The following is an 18230-nucleotide window of genomic DNA, read 5'->3' on the forward strand; positions in this document are numbered from 1 at the left end:
TAAGGCAAAACTTTTTTTAGATAAATCAATTTCATCAAATGAATTACCTTGTTGCCGTATTATCAGACCGTATCCAAGCTGAAGAGGCTTACTTAGCTTTAGAAAAAGCAGGCATCAACAGCACTATTTTGGGTAAAGGGTATAAAACTGCTGATGAGTTTGGCTTAATTGATCCCAATGCTCAAGCCAGAAAGCAAGTCAAACTTATGGCAATTTGGTTAGTCCCATTCGGCTTTTTTGCTGGCTTTACTTTTAGTTACATCACTGGATTAGATACCTTTGCCTGGGCTGGGGAAATCGGTAATCACATTGTTGGTGGGCTTTTAGGCGCTGCTAGTGGTGCGATGGGTAGTGTAGTTGTCGGTGGTGGAGTTGGCTTAATTGTCGGTGGTGGTGATGCTCTACCCTACCGCAACCGCTTAGATGCAGGTAAGTACTTAGTTGTAGTTCAGGGTTCAGAAACTTTGTCTCGCCAAGCCACCAGGATATTACGCCAGTTTGAGCCAGAAAATATCCAAGGCTATGCTGAGTACTGAGTGCTGAGTATAGAGTGAGGGAGTGAGGGAGTGAGAGACAAGGAAGGGGACAAGGGGACAAGGGGAAAATAATTTTGACCAATGACCAATGACCAATGACTATTGACTATTGACCATTGACCATTGACTCTCTACCCACTGCTTCGGTGATGGAGTTTAGCCCATTTTCTTCTAACTTAGCAGCTAACCCAGCTAAAATTCGCCGCACCATCATCGGCCCTTCGTAAATCCAACCTGTATACACTTGAATTAAGCTAGCGCCAGCAGTAATTTTTTCCCAAGCATCTGCGGCGGTAAATATACCACCTACGCCAATGATCGGAATTTGCCCTTGGGTTTGCTGCCAAATAAAACGAATAACTTCAGTAGAACGATCGCGCACAGGCGCACCACTAATTCCCCCTGCTTCTGTTTCGGGTGATGTACCTGTTTGCTCAATCACCTGGGTTTTTAGCCCATCACGGCGGATGGTGGTGTTGGTGGCGATAATTCCTGCTAGCTGGTAGGTTTTGGCTAAGGTGATTATATCAGCGATCGCCTCCCATTCTAAATCAGGTGCTATCTTGACAAATATGGGTTTATGTGCATTATTTTCTTTTTGCAGTCCATCCAAGATGGTACTGAGCATAGAAGCATCTTGGAGCGATCGCAATCCGGGGGTATTGGGAGAGGAAACGTTGACGACAAAATAATCTCCCAACTCTTTGAGTAAACGAAAACTATTTAAATAATCTGCTGCGGCTGCTTCTAGGGGAGTGACTTTAGATTTACCCAAATTAATCCCAATGGGGATGGCAAAGTTTAACTCTCGTTTTTCTTGCGCCAAACGTTCTGCCATATCGGCTGCACCACTATTATTAAACCCCATACGGTTAAGAGCAGCTTTATCTAAAGGCAAGCGAAACAGACGAGGACGAGGATTTCCCGGCTGTGGGACAAAGGTGACAGTCCCCAATTCCGCAAAACCAAAACCCAACTTTGCCCAAATAGCCGCCGCTACCCCATCTTTATCAAAACCAGCCGCCAAGCCTACAGGGTTAGGAAAGTTTAAACCAAACAAATTCTGTTGTAAGCGCGGATCTTGGAGACACAGAGATTGCTGTAGTATATTCTGCACTAACTGAGTAGTGGAGCGATCGCTTGTATGCGACAGCAAACTCAAACTCCTCATTGTCTGCTGATGCAGCCACTCCGGATCTGCCTTCATCAAATTAAATAAAAACGGACGAACAGCTAGTTGATAGATATCCATAGTCAATGGTCAATGGTCATTGGTCAATAGTCAATAGTCAATAGTCATTAGTTATACTCTCCCTGTCACCTGTCACCTGTCACCTGTCACCTGTCACCTATCCCCTATCCCCTGTCACCTATCCCCTATCCCCTATCCCCTTTTCCCTCCCGAAATTCTCGGAAAGCGGCGTATAAATATTAGTCGGGGACAATTTCTGGGCATCTTATATAGTACAAGTTATGTTGATTAATAATCAGATGGGGCAGCCACAAAAACCGATAGCCGCCGAACAACCGATTCTCGCCTTGGGACGTGTTTTACAATGTCTGAGGGAAGAGGATGATGTTGATGTTCTGATTGAAACTACTATTACTTATATCCAGCAACAGTTTAATTACAACCTAATTTGGATTGCTTGTTACGATCGCCTCAAGCACGTCTTATTTGGTAAAGGTGGTGTCACGCCTAGTAATGAGGTAAATTTTTTACGTAAACGGGTTGTGCTGATTCCTGGTGATTTATTAGAGCAAGTAGTAATTCAACAGTGTCCTTTAGGCGTGGCAGATATTCGCAACGAAAATCGTGCTGGAGAGTTACAGGAATTAGGAAAAAAATTTAATATTCAAGGGACAATTATTTTGCCCATGCGCCATAAAGATAAGTGTATGGGTTTGCTTTTACTTGGTTCTGAACGGTGGGGTTACTTGCTGCCAGAAGAAGGAAAAGCTCGTTTAATGATGGTTTTGGGTGAATTGGCGGCGGTACTTTCTCAACGAGAAATTGATTTGCAACAAAAGCAAACTAAGCGTCCTGATGAACCGTTATTACAATTATTAGAAAATTTACGCAACCTCAATAGTTTAGAGGAAAGACTCAAAACAGTTGTAGAAGTTACTCACGAATTTGTTAGTCCCAGTCGTACCAATGTGTACTGGTTTGAGAGACAAGGACGCTATTTTTGGTGTCGCATGAGTAATCAACTAGTCAATATGGGTAGAGATTCTAGCCAAGAACAACCGGCAGCCGGAATGACTGTCCAAGAATTAAGTGAATTGTATTATGCTTTGTCTGTCAATCAAATTGTTTGGATTGGTGATGCACGCAGTTCCTTAAAGAGTCATTTTACTGCGAAATTGTTGCAGCGTTTGCGAGTGCGATCGCTTCTAGCAGCTCCTATCATGTGGCAAAAAGATTTGCTAGGTTTTCTAGCGGTAGAAGGGAATGAACCGCGTATCTGGACAGAAGCCGATAAAAATTTCGTCCAAGGTGCAGCAGGTTTACTGTCTCTTGTTGCACCCACTGACAGTATAGAAAACACTGTTAAACAAATTCAAGAAGATTCTTTATTAACTAGTCAAGTTGCTCAAAGTGTCTACACTTACCAAGACTTGAAGGAAACTTTACGCACTTATGCAGCTAGAGTTCTCACTAGATTAGCAGCTACTCGCTTTTTACTTTTACATTACGACCAAGACCAGAATAATTATCAAGTCATTTACCAAACTCAACCAAATAATCGTCGTCCTGTCACCTCTGGGTTTAGTTTATTAACAGAGACAGATAGACAAATGTTGAAATCTGCGAAATCGGCAGTAGAAATTGAGAATTTAGAAGAAGATTTGCGCTTTTTTAATTGGCGACCTCTATTATTGGAAAATGGGATGCGATCGCTCTTAATTTGTAATTGCGCCCAAGGTCATAAAGCCGAAGCTTTGCTCATAGTTACCCACACAAATCATCGTAATTGGACAACTCTCGAAAAAGAACTACTCTGGATTGTTAGTCAACAAATTGGTGTGATTGTGCGCCAATGGCGACTGATGATTAATAATGAACAGCAGCAACAACTTTTCCAGAGTATGCAAAAATGTCTGAGCGTTTTAGACATTAGTAACAACGAAAATAGTGAAGCGGAAAAATATCAGCTAGAACGCACAGCCCTCACACAAATAGGTGCTTTATTGAACTGTCCTTTAGCGCTACTATTATCTTGGCAGGATGGTGATTCTACCGCAGAAATTATCCCTGGGGTGATTGGCGATAGTCGATTTGGGGTAGTAGTAAATGCCCAAGTTTCTATTCAGAGTGAAGCTTTAATTCAGTGGACATTAGCTCAAGAGAGTTATTTGAGTGTGAATGTAGATGATTTACCACCAGACACGCGCAAATGGTTACATGGTGCAGGAATTGGGCAAATTTTGACTTTAGCTTTACGGACTACCACTGGTCATCAACCCACTGGGGTATTATTGTTAGCAGATAATCGAGAACGTCACTGGCCACAGCACAACCTGAATGCGGTAGAAACGCTGGTGAATCAATTGGCTTGGTTGCGACGACAACAGCAAATCAGCCATGTGGTTGAGTCTACAACTCAGGAATTAAGACAACTCAATTGGTACAAAAATCGACGTTTGGAAGAAATTCAACGGACAACTGCACAATTGCTGAGTCAAATTCATGATTTGGGCATTCCTAGCAATGACTTGACACAAACACGCTATAAATTATTACTACGACAATTAGATCATACCAATGCTTCCATGACAGCGATTGTCAAACTCGAACAGTGGCATTTACATCTGAGTTGGGAAACTATGCCTATAGCTAGTTTACTCAAGCGATCGCTCGAACGGATAGATAATTTAGTCCAGCAACAAAAGCTATGGATTGGTGTTCATGGTTTGGGACAACCCCTAACAGAAGCAGAACCTAGCAACGGTGGGGCTTCACTCAAAAATTTGCCTGCATCACCTTATCCATCGACAATGGCGATCGCTGGTGATATTGTTAAGTTTGAATTAGTCCTCCATGAATTATTAATTGCTGCTTGTCACCGTGCTGGACATGGTAGCCGAATTGATATTTGGTGTCGTCGGATAGATGAGAAATTGTTAGAGTTATCCATTACTGATAACGGTAAAATTGAAGCACAACTACTCACAGAACTACAACAAAAAACGCACCCAGATATTCTCTCTTTATCACATTTGCAAAAATCAGCTAGTTTACATTTACTGATTTGCCAACAAGTAATCCAACAACTCGGTGGAGATTTAGATTTTTATCAATTACCAGATCATCGAGTAGTTAGTCGCTTACTTTTACCATTAGCTGTGACTAATTCTTAGTTCGATTTTGTTTTTTTAACGCAGAGGGACGCGGAGGTAGCGCAGAGGGACGCTGAGGATTGCTAAATTTAGTTTGTGTTTGTGTAATGGTGAGTTATCTTCACTCAATACTTTTTGAATACTTAGTTAACTAGTTTCTTGACTGTTACCACAATGTTTACAATATGGTAAATGCTTATAGGTTAGCTCGTGACAATGTTGGCATTCGACGTATTGATAATAACCACAATGGGGACAGAAAGCATCATTCTGGCGAATTTTTTTAGCACAGTTAAAACAACGTGATTGTTGAACTCTATTAACTGCTTGAACTTGGGGATTAAGGATAACTTTTTGGAAAAACTTGATAATGACAAAACCAATCAAGGGAACCAGCAAAATGTAAAGATAACTGACTAGAAATAGTAAACTACCAAAAACTGCACTAATAATATTAAAAAGGAATTGAAAGATGACTCCGACTTGCAGAAATTCAAAAATTTTCAAGACTAACGGAATCATAAAGATGACTAACAAATGCCAACTCATCAATGAGATGAGTCCGTATCCCTTCGCTCTAGCAAATCTATGTACAAACAGAGCAATTAGAATCAATGGTAAGAGAAACATTGATTGCAAAGCTAATTGGATACTGGGATACCAAAAAGATGCTTGTTGATAGCCTTGTTTAACTTTGACAAACTCACCTTCATTTTGCAAAAGGGCTATAAAACTAGTACTTTCTGGTTTGCCTAACAGTCCATTTTGCAGACTAGCAATTTCTTTTTCTAAAGTGGCAATATTAGCATTATTTTGGTCTAATACTTGTTTAGCTTTTTCTGCACCAATTTGATTAATTGACTGTCCTGGAGGTTGTCCCGCAATTTTTTCTAAAAGTGTAGAGTCATATTGAGCGCGGATATTATCATTAGCTTGTTTGAGTGTAATTATCTTATTTTGTTTTTGCTCAATTGTTTTTAATGTTTGCTGATTTTGAGAATTATTCAGCTTATCTTGATCTGCGGCATACTGGAGACATATCGGAGAAACTTTACCTAGATGTGCTGATTCAGTTTGTTGATAGAGTTGTTGCCTATTTAGTTGATTATTATTATCGTCTTGTAAGGAGAGTTTAATTATTTCATATTCTTTATTTTTGGTGGTTTTTGTACGATAATTTTGCCATTCAGCATAACATGGATAAGCTTGTGAAGGGCTAAGATGCCATTGACTAATATCATTTAGTCCTGTAAAAACATTGATTAAGATAAAGATATCAATCAAAATAATGACAATCAAACTAACTCTATTTAGTGGTTCGTTGTTGATTGTTCTTGATCTATTAAAGAATTGATGCCAAAGACGGCGGATGGTAGCAAACATCTAAGAATTGTTATCCTCGATTTCAACTGACTATTATTTATAGGACTTACGCAGTATCACCAAATTTTCTGGCTTTTTTGTCAATGGTCAATGGTCAATAGTCCAAAAAAACTTGATTTTGAACGCCAGTCCGCACAACGAGGGAGACCCCCGCAAGCGGCTGGCTCCCTTTGACTATTGACTATTGACCACCCTCATTTATGGTTTATTGGTTGAGTGCGTAAGTCCTAATTTATTCTTTCATGAGATTGTGACTTACTTCCAGAAAAAGATTTCTGTAAACAATTGTTCATTGACATGACTTGTATCGTCTTATGACCTGCCCAGTTGAGCAAACTCTTATCTAGCAACCTTTTTGGGCTTTTCTATCCATCGAACTCACGTTCAGTTTAACCTTGTTTCCTTTTTTGGGTCTTACTTGGATAATTTTGGCACTACATTTGACATTTAAAACCTTGAGATTGTCAGACAAATCAAACATGATTTGATTAAGGTAACGAGAAGTCAAATATGCTCGTTCTGGTATCAACAAGTTTAACTGAGCAAGGATTTAACATGGTTAACATTACTATTTCTGATCTGCTGCATTCTGTGGAAACAGAGTTTACCGAATTATCTGACATCGAGTCAGCAAGAATTATGGGTGGGGAATTTGATATCTATGTTGAAGGTAGTTACAATCTCACTGATGGCGGATATTTGATAGGCGGTATTAGATTTGTTTTTTAAGTCAATGAAGTGTTGAGTAAATCTAATTTGTGCTTGTTACCTTCTTTTTTATCAGACAGAAGGTATTTTTTTAACCTATAAAAAAATAAAATTAGGTATGTCCAGCATACCTAATTTTTACCATTAGTTATGTTGTCATAATTAACCGAATCTACCGCTTACATAATCTCTGGTATCTGCTTGCTGCGGATTATTGAAAATTGATTCTGTGGCATCGTATTCTACTAGATAACCGATACGACCACCTGTTTCTGTAGACCGGACGTTGAAGAAAGCTGTCATGTCAGATACCCGTGCAGCTTGCTGCATATTGTGGGTAACGATGACGATAGTGTATTGTTCTTTGAGTTCGTGGATGAGTTCTTCTACACGCAAAGTAGAGATGGGGTCTAGAGCAGAGCAAGGTTCATCCATAAGTATAATCTCAGGTTGGACAGCGATCGCTCTCGCAATACACAACCGTTGTTGTTGTCCACCAGACAAAGATGAGCCACTTTGGCGTAATTTATCTTTCACTTCATCCCACAACGCCGCTTGCCGTAAGCTGCGTTCTACTAATTCGTCCATATTACCTTGGTAGCCATTAATTTTGGCTCCATAAGTAATATTGTCATAGATTGATTTAGGGAATGGGTTTGGTCTTTGGAACACCATGCCAATTCGCCGCCGCACTTCTACAGGATCGATATCTTGTGCGTATAAATTCTTGCCATAGTAAAAAATTTTACCTTCTGCCCGAAATGATTCAATCAAATCGTTAAGACGGTTATAGCAGCGTAACAAAGTACTTTTGCCACAACCAGAAGGGCCAATAAAAGCTGTCACCTTATTTTTGGGAATATCTAGCCAAATGTTCTGTAAAGCCAGAAATTTACCGTAGTAAACGTTTAAATTTTCTGTCTTCAGAACGGTTTCGGTACTGTTTGCTGTACTGGTGTTAGTAGCCATAAATGGTCTGGTGTAAGTTTTAGGAATGGCAGATTAAGCTTTTTGGCGAGTAGCCCAACGAGCAATGATACTGGTGATGAGAACCATCAACACCAAAATCAAAGATGCCGCCCAGGCTAATGATTGCCAATTTTTAAACGGAGAAATTGCAAAGTTGTAAACCAAAACAGCTAGAGAAGCTGTGGGTTTAAATAAGCTATCAGGCCAAAATGGAGAAAATAGAGCAGTAAACAACAGAGGCGCAGTTTCTCCAGCAGCGCGGGCGATAGCTAAAGTTGCTCCTGTGACAATTGCCGGTATGGCAGATGGCAGAACAACTTGTGTTACCGTTTGAAATTTAGTAGCTCCTAAGCCTACAGATGCTTGCCGTAAATCTTGTGAAACTAACTGTAAAGATTCATCAGTAGTTCTGACGATAATCGGTAGCATCAAAATTGCTAGGGCAAATCCTCCGCCCAGAGCAGAATATGAACCTAGATTGAGTTTGACTAGTGTGAGAACCACAATCCCGTAGGCAAATACACCAGCAATGATTGAAGGAACTCCACTGAGAATATTAGTCGCAAATCTTACCCATCTTGCTATTTTACCAGAACTGAACTCTGTTAAATAAATTGCTGCGGTCACACCGACTGGAACACTAATTAATGCGCCGATACCTACCATTAGTAGTGTTCCCAAAATGGCATTACCAAAACCTCCACCTTGTCTGAGAGGTGCAGGTGGTAGCTCAACAAAGATACTTAGATTCAGGCTGCTAAAACCTTGAATGAGAACATAAGAGAGTACTGCCAACAGAGGTAAAAGTGCCAATCCTCCGCAGACAAATGCTACTCCCGTCATGAACGTGTTAAACAGTGTCCGTCCGGACATGGAGTCACGAGTTAAACTTCTCTCAGGAAAATGAGCAGTCATAATTCAAACCACCACTAAGCTATATTCGCTTGACTCGGAGAACAATGTACTCGGCCAAAATGTTGACTATCAGAGTCAAAACAAATAAAACCAAGGCAGCATACATAAGAGCTGCTACTTGCAAACCACTAGCTTCCGAGAACTGGTTTGCCAGCAAAGAAGAAATTGTATTGGCAGGTGCTAGTAAGGAGGCGCTGATCTTGTTGGAGTTACCAATCAACATTGTCACAGCCATTGTTTCTCCCATTGCTCGGCCTAGCGCTAGCATGACGGCGCTGACGATACCAGAAAATGCCGAGGGAATCAAAACTTGTAAAATCGTTTCCCAACGTGTTGCACCTAAACCCAAAGATGCTTGACGCAAACTAGGAGGTACGGAAATCAACGCATCACGAGATATAGCTGTGATAATTGGCAAAGTCATGATTGCCAGGATAACTCCCGCCGGTAACATTCCCGGCCCAGTGGGAGGAGTACTAAAAATTGGTAACCAGCCCAAAGTACTATTGAGCCATCTTCCCAAATTAGTTAAAATCGGCACTAGAACAAATATGCCCCAGACTCCGTAGACAACGCTGGGAATAGCCGCCAGTAATTCGACTAAAAAAACCAGTACAATACGTACCTTACCTGGAAGAAAGTCTTCGCTTAATAAGACAGCCGTACCTACACCGATGGGTATAGCCAGCAGTAACCCAATAAAAGAACTCACCAAAGTTCCATAAACTTGAGGTAATACCCCATAATCATCTTTGACTGGGTTCCAAGCAGTACTGGCTAAAAAGCCAGCGCCAAATTTTTGGATAGCAGGCCAAGAATCAACAGTGACTTGCAGTGCTATCCATAATAGAGTCCCAGCGATCGCTAGCGCAAAAACCCTAGTCATCCAAACAAAGCTTCGGTCTAGCGTTCTGTCTATTTCAGAGCGACTTTTGATTGCTGATTGCAAACTTTCAGAGTTTGTAGCCATGACTACCGACTATAGTGATTAGATCAAAAAAAAATGTGAGAAGCAACCAGATTAATTAAAGTTGTCGCTGTCCTGAACTTGTGTAAGTGTTAATGCCTGTTAAGCGACAAAACGATTAAACGAGTCAATCACTGAATCTATGTTGCCTCTAATGGGAAATTTGCTTAGAAGCTACTTACTGGCGCTGGTATTACCACCAACAGCAATTTTGTAGTCTGGGCTAATTTGATCAGCCGCCGCCGCCACCTTGGCAATGACATTTTGTGGTAAGGGAACATATCCTAATTCAGCCGCAATTTTTTGTCCATCAGTCAAGCCGTACTCAACAATAGCTTCGACTGCTTTGGCTTTTGCGGGGTCGGAATATTTTTTGTAGGTCAACAGCCAGGTGTAAGTGACGATAGGATAAGAATCTGCACCTTCTGGATCAGAGATAAAGGCCCGGAGGTCTGCTGGTAGAGTCACTGATTCTAGAGTTTTAGAGGCTGACTCTTCTGTCGGTACAACAAATTTACCACCTTTATTTTCTAAAGATGCAAACTTGAGGTTATTTTGTTTAGCATAGCCGTACTCAACATAACCAATTGAACCTTGGGTTTGTTGAATCTGGGCTGTGACACCTTCATTCCCTTTCGCACCAACTCCTACAGGCCAGCTAACAGTCTTACCATCGCCAACTTTGCTTTTCCACTCTGGACTGATAGCACTGAGATGCTTGGTAAATACGCCTGTAGTACCGCTACCATCAGAACGATACACAACTGTAATCGGCTGATTAGGCAGATTTACACCTGGGTTAGCATCAGTAATTTTCTTGTCATTCCAGGTTTTAATCTTGCCCAATAAAATATCTGTGTACACTGCCCGTGGTAGTTTCAGTTCTCCTGTCACTTCCGGCAAGTTGTAAGATAAGACAATGCTACCAGCCGTCATTGGTAGTAAAATGACACCTTTATCGGCGGGGACTTTGGTAATTTCTTCGTCCTTCATCGCTACGTCGCTAGCGCCAAAGTCAACAGTACCTTTGATAAATTGCTCAACTCCAGCACCGCTACCAACTGATTGATAGTTGACTTGCAAATTTGGATATTTTTTGTTTACATCTGTGAACCAACTTTGATATAGCGGTGCAGGAAAAGATGCACCAGCACCAGTTAATGATACATTGCCACCAAGATCCAATTTTCCTGGGCTAGAGGCTGTAGCATCTTTAGCAGTACCAGATGAAGTATCTTTGGTAGTTGTATCGTTAGAGGCTTGCTGTCCACCACAAGCGGCTAAACTCATTGTCAGTGCTAATGCTGAGACTGCTACCGAAAGACGGTTATTTTTTATTCTCTGTAGACGTGAAAGCATTGCTATCTGTTTTGGGAAATTTTTATATGGGCGCTTCTAAGCTACCCTTTATGAGTAGGTGTTAAGGTTAACCAAAGGTTAAGAAAGCAAAAAAATATATTTTTCTTACACATATTATTTAAGTTTCTTTATATTATACGTGATAAAATTTATACTTCAACCATAGCTCAAAGCGCAAGAGATTAAATGTCTTTTTGTGTAGTCTTGATAAATAATGCCTATACTGGTTGCTGTTAGTTTTTCCTTGTGCCTCATATCATAATGTTCGCCGCTTCCAATCAATTACTATGGTCAATGATCGGTTTGCTCTTAACAATGGGTGGAACCTTTCTAGAAGCCCATAGCATTACCTTTCCTTGGAGTTGGAGTCTGCACGGAATCCAAACTGTTTCTTTAGGTGTCACTTATCAAGTTGGTGCGGTGCTACTAGTAGGCTGTTTAGGTGGTAAAAATGCTGGTGCGCTTTCACAGATTGCCTATTTAGTCATGGGATTAACTTTATTACCTGTGTTTTCTGATGGTGGCGGTAATATTGGTTATGTGAAGGTATCTCAGTTTGGCTATCTGCTGGGTTTTGTTCCTGGCGCTTGGATTTGTGGCTTACTAGCTTTTAAAGCGAGACCTAGACTAGAAACTCTCAGCTTTAGCTGTATTTGTGGCTTATTGAGTATACATCTGTGCGGAATTACTTATTTGATCCTCAGATATTTGTTGCATTGGCAAGCCACAGAAAGCTTAACTTTGATGCAAGAAATTTTTAGATACTCTTGGTTAGCAATTCCCGGACAATTAGCTGTAGTCTGTGCTGTGTCCGTAGTAGCATATGTGTTGCGACACTTGATGTTTTATTAGTCAATGGTCAATAGTCAATAGTCAATGGTCATTGGTCATTGGTAAAACTCTTACCCAATACCCAATACCCAATACCCAATACCCATTACCCATTACCCAATACCCATTACCCAATACCCATTACCCGTTCCCTATTCCCCATTATCATGCGTTTTAAAAATCGCCTTTTTTGGATAGCTGCCTTTATTGCTTTTTTCTTAGACCAAATGACAAAGTACTGGGTAGTGCAAACCTTTAGCATAGGACAGACACTGCCGATTTTACCTGGGATATTTCACTTTACCTATGTGACTAATACAGGTGCGGCGTTTAGTTTGTTGAGTGGGAAAGTAGAATGGCTACGCTGGCTATCTTTAGCAGTGAGTTTAATGTTGATAGCGTTAGCGTTGTTTGGACAAGCCTTGAATCGATGGGATCAGTTGGGCTATGGTTTTGTCTTGGGTGGGGCGATGGGGAATGGGATTGATAGATTTGTTTTAGGTTATGTTGTTGATTTTCTAGATTTTCGCTTAATTAACTTTGCTGTATTTAATGTGGCAGATTCATTTATTAGTATCGGTATTGTTTGCTTGCTGATTGCTTCTTTACAAAAGACACCTACTTCCAATCGTCGCCAGAGATAAAACTGTTGCTGGGTGGGGATGTTTTTGAGCAAAAGAAAGGGCTGGGTTAAACTGTTCCCTAGCCCTTGCTTTTGTAGAGGCTTTGATTAAACCTGATACTCTAACTCTTAGTTACCAGTGGTAGGAGTTTTGGGTACACCGGATTCTGGAGTTTTAATTGGTGAATTGTTATTGGGAGTTGGAGTTAAACTGCCAGGATTATCTGATGGAGGTAGATTATTACCTGGTGCAGGAGTTGGAGTTTCGGAACTGCTATCAGGTGTAGTTAAGTTATTAGTACCTGGTTTGGGGGTGGGAGTTTCCGAACTACCGCCAGGTGTTGGTAGAGTTGTACCACCTGGTACTGGAGTTATGGTTTCGGAATTACCGCCGGGTGTTGGTAGAGTTGTACCACTGGGAGTGGGAGTGGGAGTGGGAGTTTCGGAACTACCGCCTGGGGTTGGTAGGTTTGTGCCACCTGGGGCTGGGGTTGTAGTTTCGGAACTGCCGCCGGGGGTTGGTAGAGTTGTATTGTCGGGAGTAGTGGTTTCAGTAGGTTTAGTTTCTACTGTTGTATTTTCAGGGTTGGGAGTGTTGGGTTTGGCTGCGTTATTGCCTTCACAACGAGAATTTAGAGGAAAACGCTCACACAGAATTTTGAATCCTTCTGGTGATAGCTTGATTTCCGTTGCTGAACCTGTGGATGAATCACTAGATTGAGCTATTTGGGATTTACTGGACTGGGCAGCAGCAATGTTAGCTGTGAGAGCTAAAGTCAAAGCTGTACCTATCAAAGTCAGAGATTTTCCCTTCATTCTGAACTTAACCTCAACGGAAACGGAACACTCGCACCATTAAATCAGACAATAGGACTTTAGAAAATCTTCCTAAATGAAGATGTTTTCTTTTGTTGAAAATTATGTGTATATGTTAAAGCGACCGAATGAGAATTAGTTATATATAGATGAGAGGTTTTTAAACATACAGAAATGATGTGGTTAAAGATAGCGATCGCCTAGCTCAAACATTAGTTAAAATAAGCTTTCCCAAAATTACAGAGCAAAATTTTCTCTGTAGATAAAAGTCATATCATTAACAAAGTGAATTTACTGGAAAGTGATAATTTTGGTGTAAGATTAAGTTGGGAATAATTCCGTATAGCCAATTTATTTTTTGGCTTAAGAGTAAAATAATGAAAGACCAGTGTTGAGATTGGTATGCACCCAAATCTTCGCTCAATTTTTCGCTCATAAATGGTGATGTGAATAGCCGATGAATTCCCCCCAACCCCCTCACAAGCCACAAACGTTAATTGGTCAACTGACACAAGCGGTACATACAATTCAAGCTAGGGTTGATTTCTCCAAGTTAGCGCTCAAGCCGAATGCCAAAGTACCGGAACTTTGGGTGCAGGATGCGGGGGCGGATAAAGCAGAAGTGTATCCGCTACTGGGCGATCGCTATGTACTAGGTCGCAGTTCCAAATCCTCTGATATAGTGGTGCGTAACCCGGTTGTCAGCCAAATTCACTTGTCATTGTCACGGGATTCTAGTCAACGTACCCCAGTTTTTATCATCAAGGATGAAAACTCGACTAATGGCATCTATCGTGGTAAGCGAAGGGTTAATACTCTAGAATTACGTCACGGCGACATTCTGACTCTGGGGCCGCCAGAATTGGCTGCTTCAGTTCGTCTACAGTATGTTGATCCACCACCTTGGTATTTTAAAGCGGCAACTTGGGCTGGTTATGGTGTAGCAGGTGTCAGCGCTTTGTTGGGATTGGTAATTGGTGTCGAATCCCTAAAATTTTCAGTCAAACCCTTACCTACAGCCACTCGCGCCCCGGTAGTTGTCTATGCCCGTGATGGTAGTACACCTTTACGTGAACCCAGAACTACGGCTCACGTAGATATGAAGCGGTTAGAAGATTTTGGTCGTTATTTACCTGCGGCGGTGGTCGCTTCGGAAGACAGCCGTTATTATTGGCACATTGGTGTTGATCCTCTGGGAATTTTACGAGCAGTACTGATCAACAGTCGCAGTGGTGATGTGCAGCAAGGAGCCAGTACAATTACGCAGCAAGTCGCTCGGAGTTTGTTTCGTGATTATGTAGGTAGACAAGATTCCTTGGGACGAAAATTAAGAGAAGCAGTTGTGGCCCTGAAGCTAGAAGCTTTTTACAGCAAAGATGAGGTTTTGCTGACTTACCTAAATCGTGTCTTTTTAGGCGCTGATACATCTGGCTTTGAGGATGCAGCCCAGTATTATTTTGGTAAATCGGCTAAAGAGTTATCCTTGGCAGAAGCAGCAACATTAGTAGGGATTTTACCTGCACCTAACGCTTTTGATTTTTGTGGAGATGGCCCGAATAAATTAGATGCAGCAGATTACCGTAATCGAGTGATTAAGCGGATGCTGGAAATGGGCAAAATCACTCCAGAGGAAGCAAACCGGGGGAGAAGATCCACAGTCCAAGTTAGCCCTAAAGTTTGTGAACAACAAGCCAAAACAATAGCCCCGTACTTTTACAACTATGTATTTCAAGAACTAGAGTCAATTTTGGGTGAAGGTGCAGCCAGAGAAGGTAACTACATCATCGAAACGCAACTTGATTTGAGTTTTCAAGCCCAAGCCGAATCAGCACTGAGGAATACAGTTAATAATGCAGGTTCGAGTTTTGGCTTTTCCCAAGGGGCGCTGGTGACACTGGACTCCAGAACTGGTGCTATTTTGGCAATGGTAGGCGGAACTGATTATAAAAAAAGTCAGTTCAATCGGGCGGTGCAAGCCCAAAGACAACCTGGTTCTACTTTTAAAATTTTTGCTTACACAGCAGCGCTGTTACAGGGCATACCAGCGTCTAAGAGTTATTCTTGTGCGCCTTTGACTTGGCAAGGTTTTACTTATAGGCCTTGTCGTTCTGGTGCGGGTGGGAGTTTGGATATTGCTACAGGACTGGCGCTTTCAGAAAATCCCATCGCTTTAAGAGTTGCTAGAGAGGTAGGACTGGATAAGGTGGTATCAATGGCGCAGCGTTTGGGAGTCAAGTCATCCCTTGATCCTGTACCTGGGTTAGTTTTGGGTCAAAGTGTGGTCAACGTGTTGGAAATGACTGGTGCTTTTGGGGCTATTGGCAATCGTGGTGTGTCTAATCCACCCCATGCCATTAGTAGAATTTTAGACAGTAGTGAGTGTAGCGATCGCAATGATTTAAAAACCTGTCGGGTGATTTATTCTTTTGACCAAAATCCCGAAGCCAACAAACAAGCCATCCCTCAAGCTATAGCTGATGAGATGACTGATTTGATGCAAGGGGTAGTTACTAGAGGAACTGGGCGCAGTGCCGCCATCGGTGAAGGGGAAGCGGGTAAAACTGGCACAACCAATGACAACGTGGATTTGTGGTTTATTGGTTTTATTCCCAGTCGCCGTTTGGTAACTGGTATTTGGCTAGGAAATGATAATAACTCGCCGACATCCGGTAGTAGCGCTCAAGCAGCTCAGTTGTGGGGTAATTATATGGGGAGAATTACCAGATAGAGAAATTCCATAGTTCAAAAGGACTTCAAGGCTTTTTGAACTAACTTAACGTGAGTTCGACAAGTTTTTTTGACCTCTCCCCCAGCCCCTCTCTCTTGAAAAGTTCTGATGCCTGCGGTAAGCCGCAAAGCGTCTACGCCGGTTCGCCGTAAGACGTTCCCGCAGGGCTGGCTACAGACTTTTCGCTCCGACTCACAGAGGGGAGCAAAGAGCATCAGATATCAAGGAAAAATTAAGCTTTCAAAGCCTCTCTCCTTGTAGCTACGGTGTACACACAAGTGCTATTTACAAGCGTTTCAAGCCTTATATAGCCCAATACGGTTCAGTTAGAGGAACGTAGGCGTAAGCCTTCTCGAAGAGTAACCCAACATTTTCGCGGATTTGTTGGGTTTCACTTCGTACCCTTCTCCTGTCGGAGACGCTACCGCGAACGGGAAGCAAGCTACAACCCAACCTGCTCAAGACAGTTATAATGTTGTTCTCCTGAGAGGAAATCTGGGAACTGATTTTTCTAATTTATGATCACAATAACAAGTTAATAACTGCCAAATTATGAATTGGAGCAACTGGGGATATCTCGGAGTAGGATTATTACTGGGAATGGGTGGGCGTTGGTTATTTCCACGGGCTGCCAATAGTAGTGTTAATCGCTCTCCAGCAAAACCAACAGAACAACAGAATACACAACAACTACTGCAAGAACTCCAGCAGACACAACTGGCCTATGAGATGGCGTTGCAAACGAGTCAGTTTCAAGCGGGTTTCTTGGCACGTACTACCCACGAATTGCGATCGCCTTTAAATGGTTTAATTGGGTTACATCAATTAATTTTGTCTGATTTATGTGAAGATCCTGCCGAAGAACGCGAATTTATTGGTCAAGCTCACGAACGAGCCTTGAAACTGCTACATCTGCTGGATGAAATCTTAAATGTAGCGAAAATAGAACATGGCAATAATCGATTAGATATTCAACCCAAATCTTTAGTTGAGATTTTACAAGAAGTCTATAACTTAACTTATATGCTGGCGGTAGATCGCAATTTAAAGTTGCAAGTTTTATCCCCAGATGCAGAAATTTATGTGTTGACAGATCCCCGGTGGCTCAAGCAAGTGTTACTGAATTTAGTAGACACGGCTATTGCACAAATGAAGGAAGGCAGTATTGATATTTCCACCAGCCTTGCACCTACAAGTAATGATATTTATATTTGGCTAGATTTACCCACTCACGCCTTACCAATGAGTGAATCAATGGATTTACTCCAATTGACACAGTCATCTGCACCAACTGATAAAAACCCAGCAGCTTTATCACCAAGCATGAAGTTGTTACTCAATCAAAAACTGCTGGCTGTGATGGGAGGAAAGTTAGAAATCCTCCCATTACCCAATTCTCCAGAAACAGAAGCACAAACTAGACTCCAGTTGTCTATCCCCCTAGCGATTCCTGAAGCTGAATTTCCGCAGTAGCCAGAGAGTTAATTTTTTCATTATGTAGCACCATCGTGGTGTTGCTATTAACTTGGAAACCTATTTTTTCATAAAACCTCTGTTGGTGGGTAGTCATCAGATAGACTCGCTCAACCCATCGCATCCGGGGATGAGCTAAGACAGTCTCGACTAATTTACTTCCCAACCCTTTATCACGATAGTCTGGATGAATCACGACATCCCAAATTGTGGCTCGATAAATCCCATCGGAAGTAGCTCTAGCAAAACCAATCAGCCGTTCTCGATCCCAAACAGAGATTACCGGATCGCTGTTAGCAATGGCTATGCCCAAATCTTCAATACTGCGTCCTTTAGCCCAATCAGCTGAAATATTTAATAATTCTTGGAGTTGATAAAGGTCTACTTTAGACTGGGGATGTTCGCAAAATTGAATCTGAGAATAGTTCATTTATATACGCTCCAACGTGGCAGTATTGTGACTGTCTTTAAGAATTATTCTCCTAAAAATTACTGGTTAAGTGTATATATATGCAACTGTTGCACAGAGAGAATAGGTATTGCAATACAGTTCGATCAACGGGAAAAAGGTAATTGTTG

Annotated in this window: 15 protein-coding genes; 7 read left to right on the forward strand and 8 right to left on the reverse strand. The window is 41.6% G+C overall.

The features are described 5' to 3' along the window. The first annotated feature begins 38 nt into the window (after positions 1-38). A complete protein-coding gene (locus FD725_RS28020; RefSeq protein ID WP_179051144.1) occupies positions 39-536 on the forward strand; it encodes a hypothetical protein in 498 nt (165 codons plus the stop codon). Positions 537-642: 106 nt separating this feature from the next. On the opposite strand, the gene FD725_RS28025 is transcribed toward FD725_RS28020, so the two are convergent. Next, the gene (locus FD725_RS28025) at positions 643-1788 is read right to left on the reverse strand and encodes a quinone-dependent dihydroorotate dehydrogenase (protein ID WP_179051735.1); all 1146 of its coding nucleotides are present in this window, start codon (positions 1786-1788) and stop codon (positions 643-645) included. 221 nt (positions 1789-2009) lie between these two features. Between FD725_RS28025 and FD725_RS28030 the strand changes: the two genes are divergently transcribed. Continuing rightward, a complete protein-coding gene (locus FD725_RS28030) occupies positions 2010-4901 on the forward strand; it encodes a GAF domain-containing protein (RefSeq protein ID WP_256871802.1) in 2892 nt (963 codons plus the stop codon). A 126-nt stretch (positions 4902-5027) separates the two neighbouring features. Here the strand turns inward: FD725_RS28030 and FD725_RS28035 are convergent, their stop codons facing one another. Beyond that, positions 5028-6263: a hypothetical protein gene (locus FD725_RS28035; RefSeq protein WP_179051145.1), complete on the reverse strand. Its 1236-nt coding sequence runs from the start codon at positions 6261-6263 to the stop codon at positions 5028-5030. Between the two features lie 555 nt (positions 6264-6818). Between FD725_RS28035 and FD725_RS28040 the strand changes: the two genes are divergently transcribed. Continuing rightward, positions 6819-6992, forward strand: a complete 174-nt coding sequence (locus FD725_RS28040) for a hypothetical protein (protein WP_179051146.1) — start codon at positions 6819-6821, stop codon at positions 6990-6992. 141 nt (positions 6993-7133) lie between these two features. Here the strand turns inward: FD725_RS28040 and pstB are convergent, their stop codons facing one another. From pstB to pstS, 4 genes are all read right to left on the reverse strand, one after another. Further along, positions 7134-7940, reverse strand: coding sequence for a phosphate ABC transporter ATP-binding protein PstB (pstB, locus tag FD725_RS28045; protein ID WP_179051147.1), 807 nt, complete (start codon positions 7938-7940; stop codon positions 7134-7136). Positions 7941-7973: 33 nt separating this feature from the next. Then, positions 7974-8855: a phosphate ABC transporter permease PstA gene (gene pstA, locus FD725_RS28050; RefSeq protein WP_179051148.1), complete on the reverse strand. Its 882-nt coding sequence runs from the start codon at positions 8853-8855 to the stop codon at positions 7974-7976. 19 nt (positions 8856-8874) lie between these two features. Further along, positions 8875-9825, reverse strand: a complete 951-nt coding sequence (gene pstC / locus FD725_RS28055; RefSeq protein WP_179051149.1) for a phosphate ABC transporter permease subunit PstC — start codon at positions 9823-9825, stop codon at positions 8875-8877. Between the two features lie 171 nt (positions 9826-9996). Further along, positions 9997-11181 (reverse strand): phosphate ABC transporter substrate-binding protein PstS, encoded by a 1185-nt coding sequence (pstS, locus tag FD725_RS28060; protein WP_179051150.1) that lies wholly within the window; start codon positions 11179-11181, stop codon positions 9997-9999. Between the two features lie 261 nt (positions 11182-11442). Here pstS and FD725_RS28065 point away from each other — a divergent pair, with 261 nt between their 5' ends. Both FD725_RS28065 and lspA read left to right on the forward strand, forming a co-directional pair. After that, positions 11443-12033, forward strand: a complete 591-nt coding sequence (locus tag FD725_RS28065) for a biotin transporter BioY (protein WP_179051737.1) — start codon at positions 11443-11445, stop codon at positions 12031-12033. Positions 12034-12179: 146 nt separating this feature from the next. Then, complete coding sequence (lspA, locus tag FD725_RS28070; protein ID WP_179051738.1) at positions 12180-12656, forward strand: signal peptidase II; 477 nt, start codon at positions 12180-12182, stop codon at positions 12654-12656. A 107-nt stretch (positions 12657-12763) separates the two neighbouring features. On the opposite strand, the gene FD725_RS28075 is transcribed toward lspA, so the two are convergent. Beyond that, a complete protein-coding gene (locus FD725_RS28075; RefSeq protein ID WP_179051151.1) occupies positions 12764-13450 on the reverse strand; it encodes a hypothetical protein in 687 nt (228 codons plus the stop codon). A 457-nt stretch (positions 13451-13907) separates the two neighbouring features. Between FD725_RS28075 and FD725_RS28080 the strand changes: the two genes are divergently transcribed. Continuing rightward, a complete protein-coding gene (locus FD725_RS28080; protein ID WP_179051152.1) occupies positions 13908-16178 on the forward strand; it encodes a transglycosylase domain-containing protein in 2271 nt (756 codons plus the stop codon). 552 nt (positions 16179-16730) lie between these two features. Beyond that, positions 16731-17651 carry a sensor histidine kinase KdpD gene (locus FD725_RS28085; protein ID WP_179051153.1) on the forward strand — a complete coding sequence of 307 codons (921 nt, stop codon included), beginning with the start codon at positions 16731-16733 and terminating at the stop codon, positions 17649-17651. On the opposite strand, the gene FD725_RS28090 is transcribed toward FD725_RS28085, so the two are convergent. Further along, complete coding sequence (locus FD725_RS28090) at positions 17611-18081, reverse strand: GNAT family N-acetyltransferase (RefSeq protein ID WP_179051154.1); 471 nt, start codon at positions 18079-18081, stop codon at positions 17611-17613. The genes FD725_RS28085 and FD725_RS28090 overlap by 41 nt on opposite strands. Between the last annotated feature and the right edge of the window lie 149 nt (positions 18082-18230).

It is taken from the genome of Nostoc sp. TCL26-01 (assembly GCF_013393945.1).
Lineage (GTDB): Bacteria > Cyanobacteriota > Cyanobacteriia > Cyanobacteriales > Nostocaceae > Trichormus.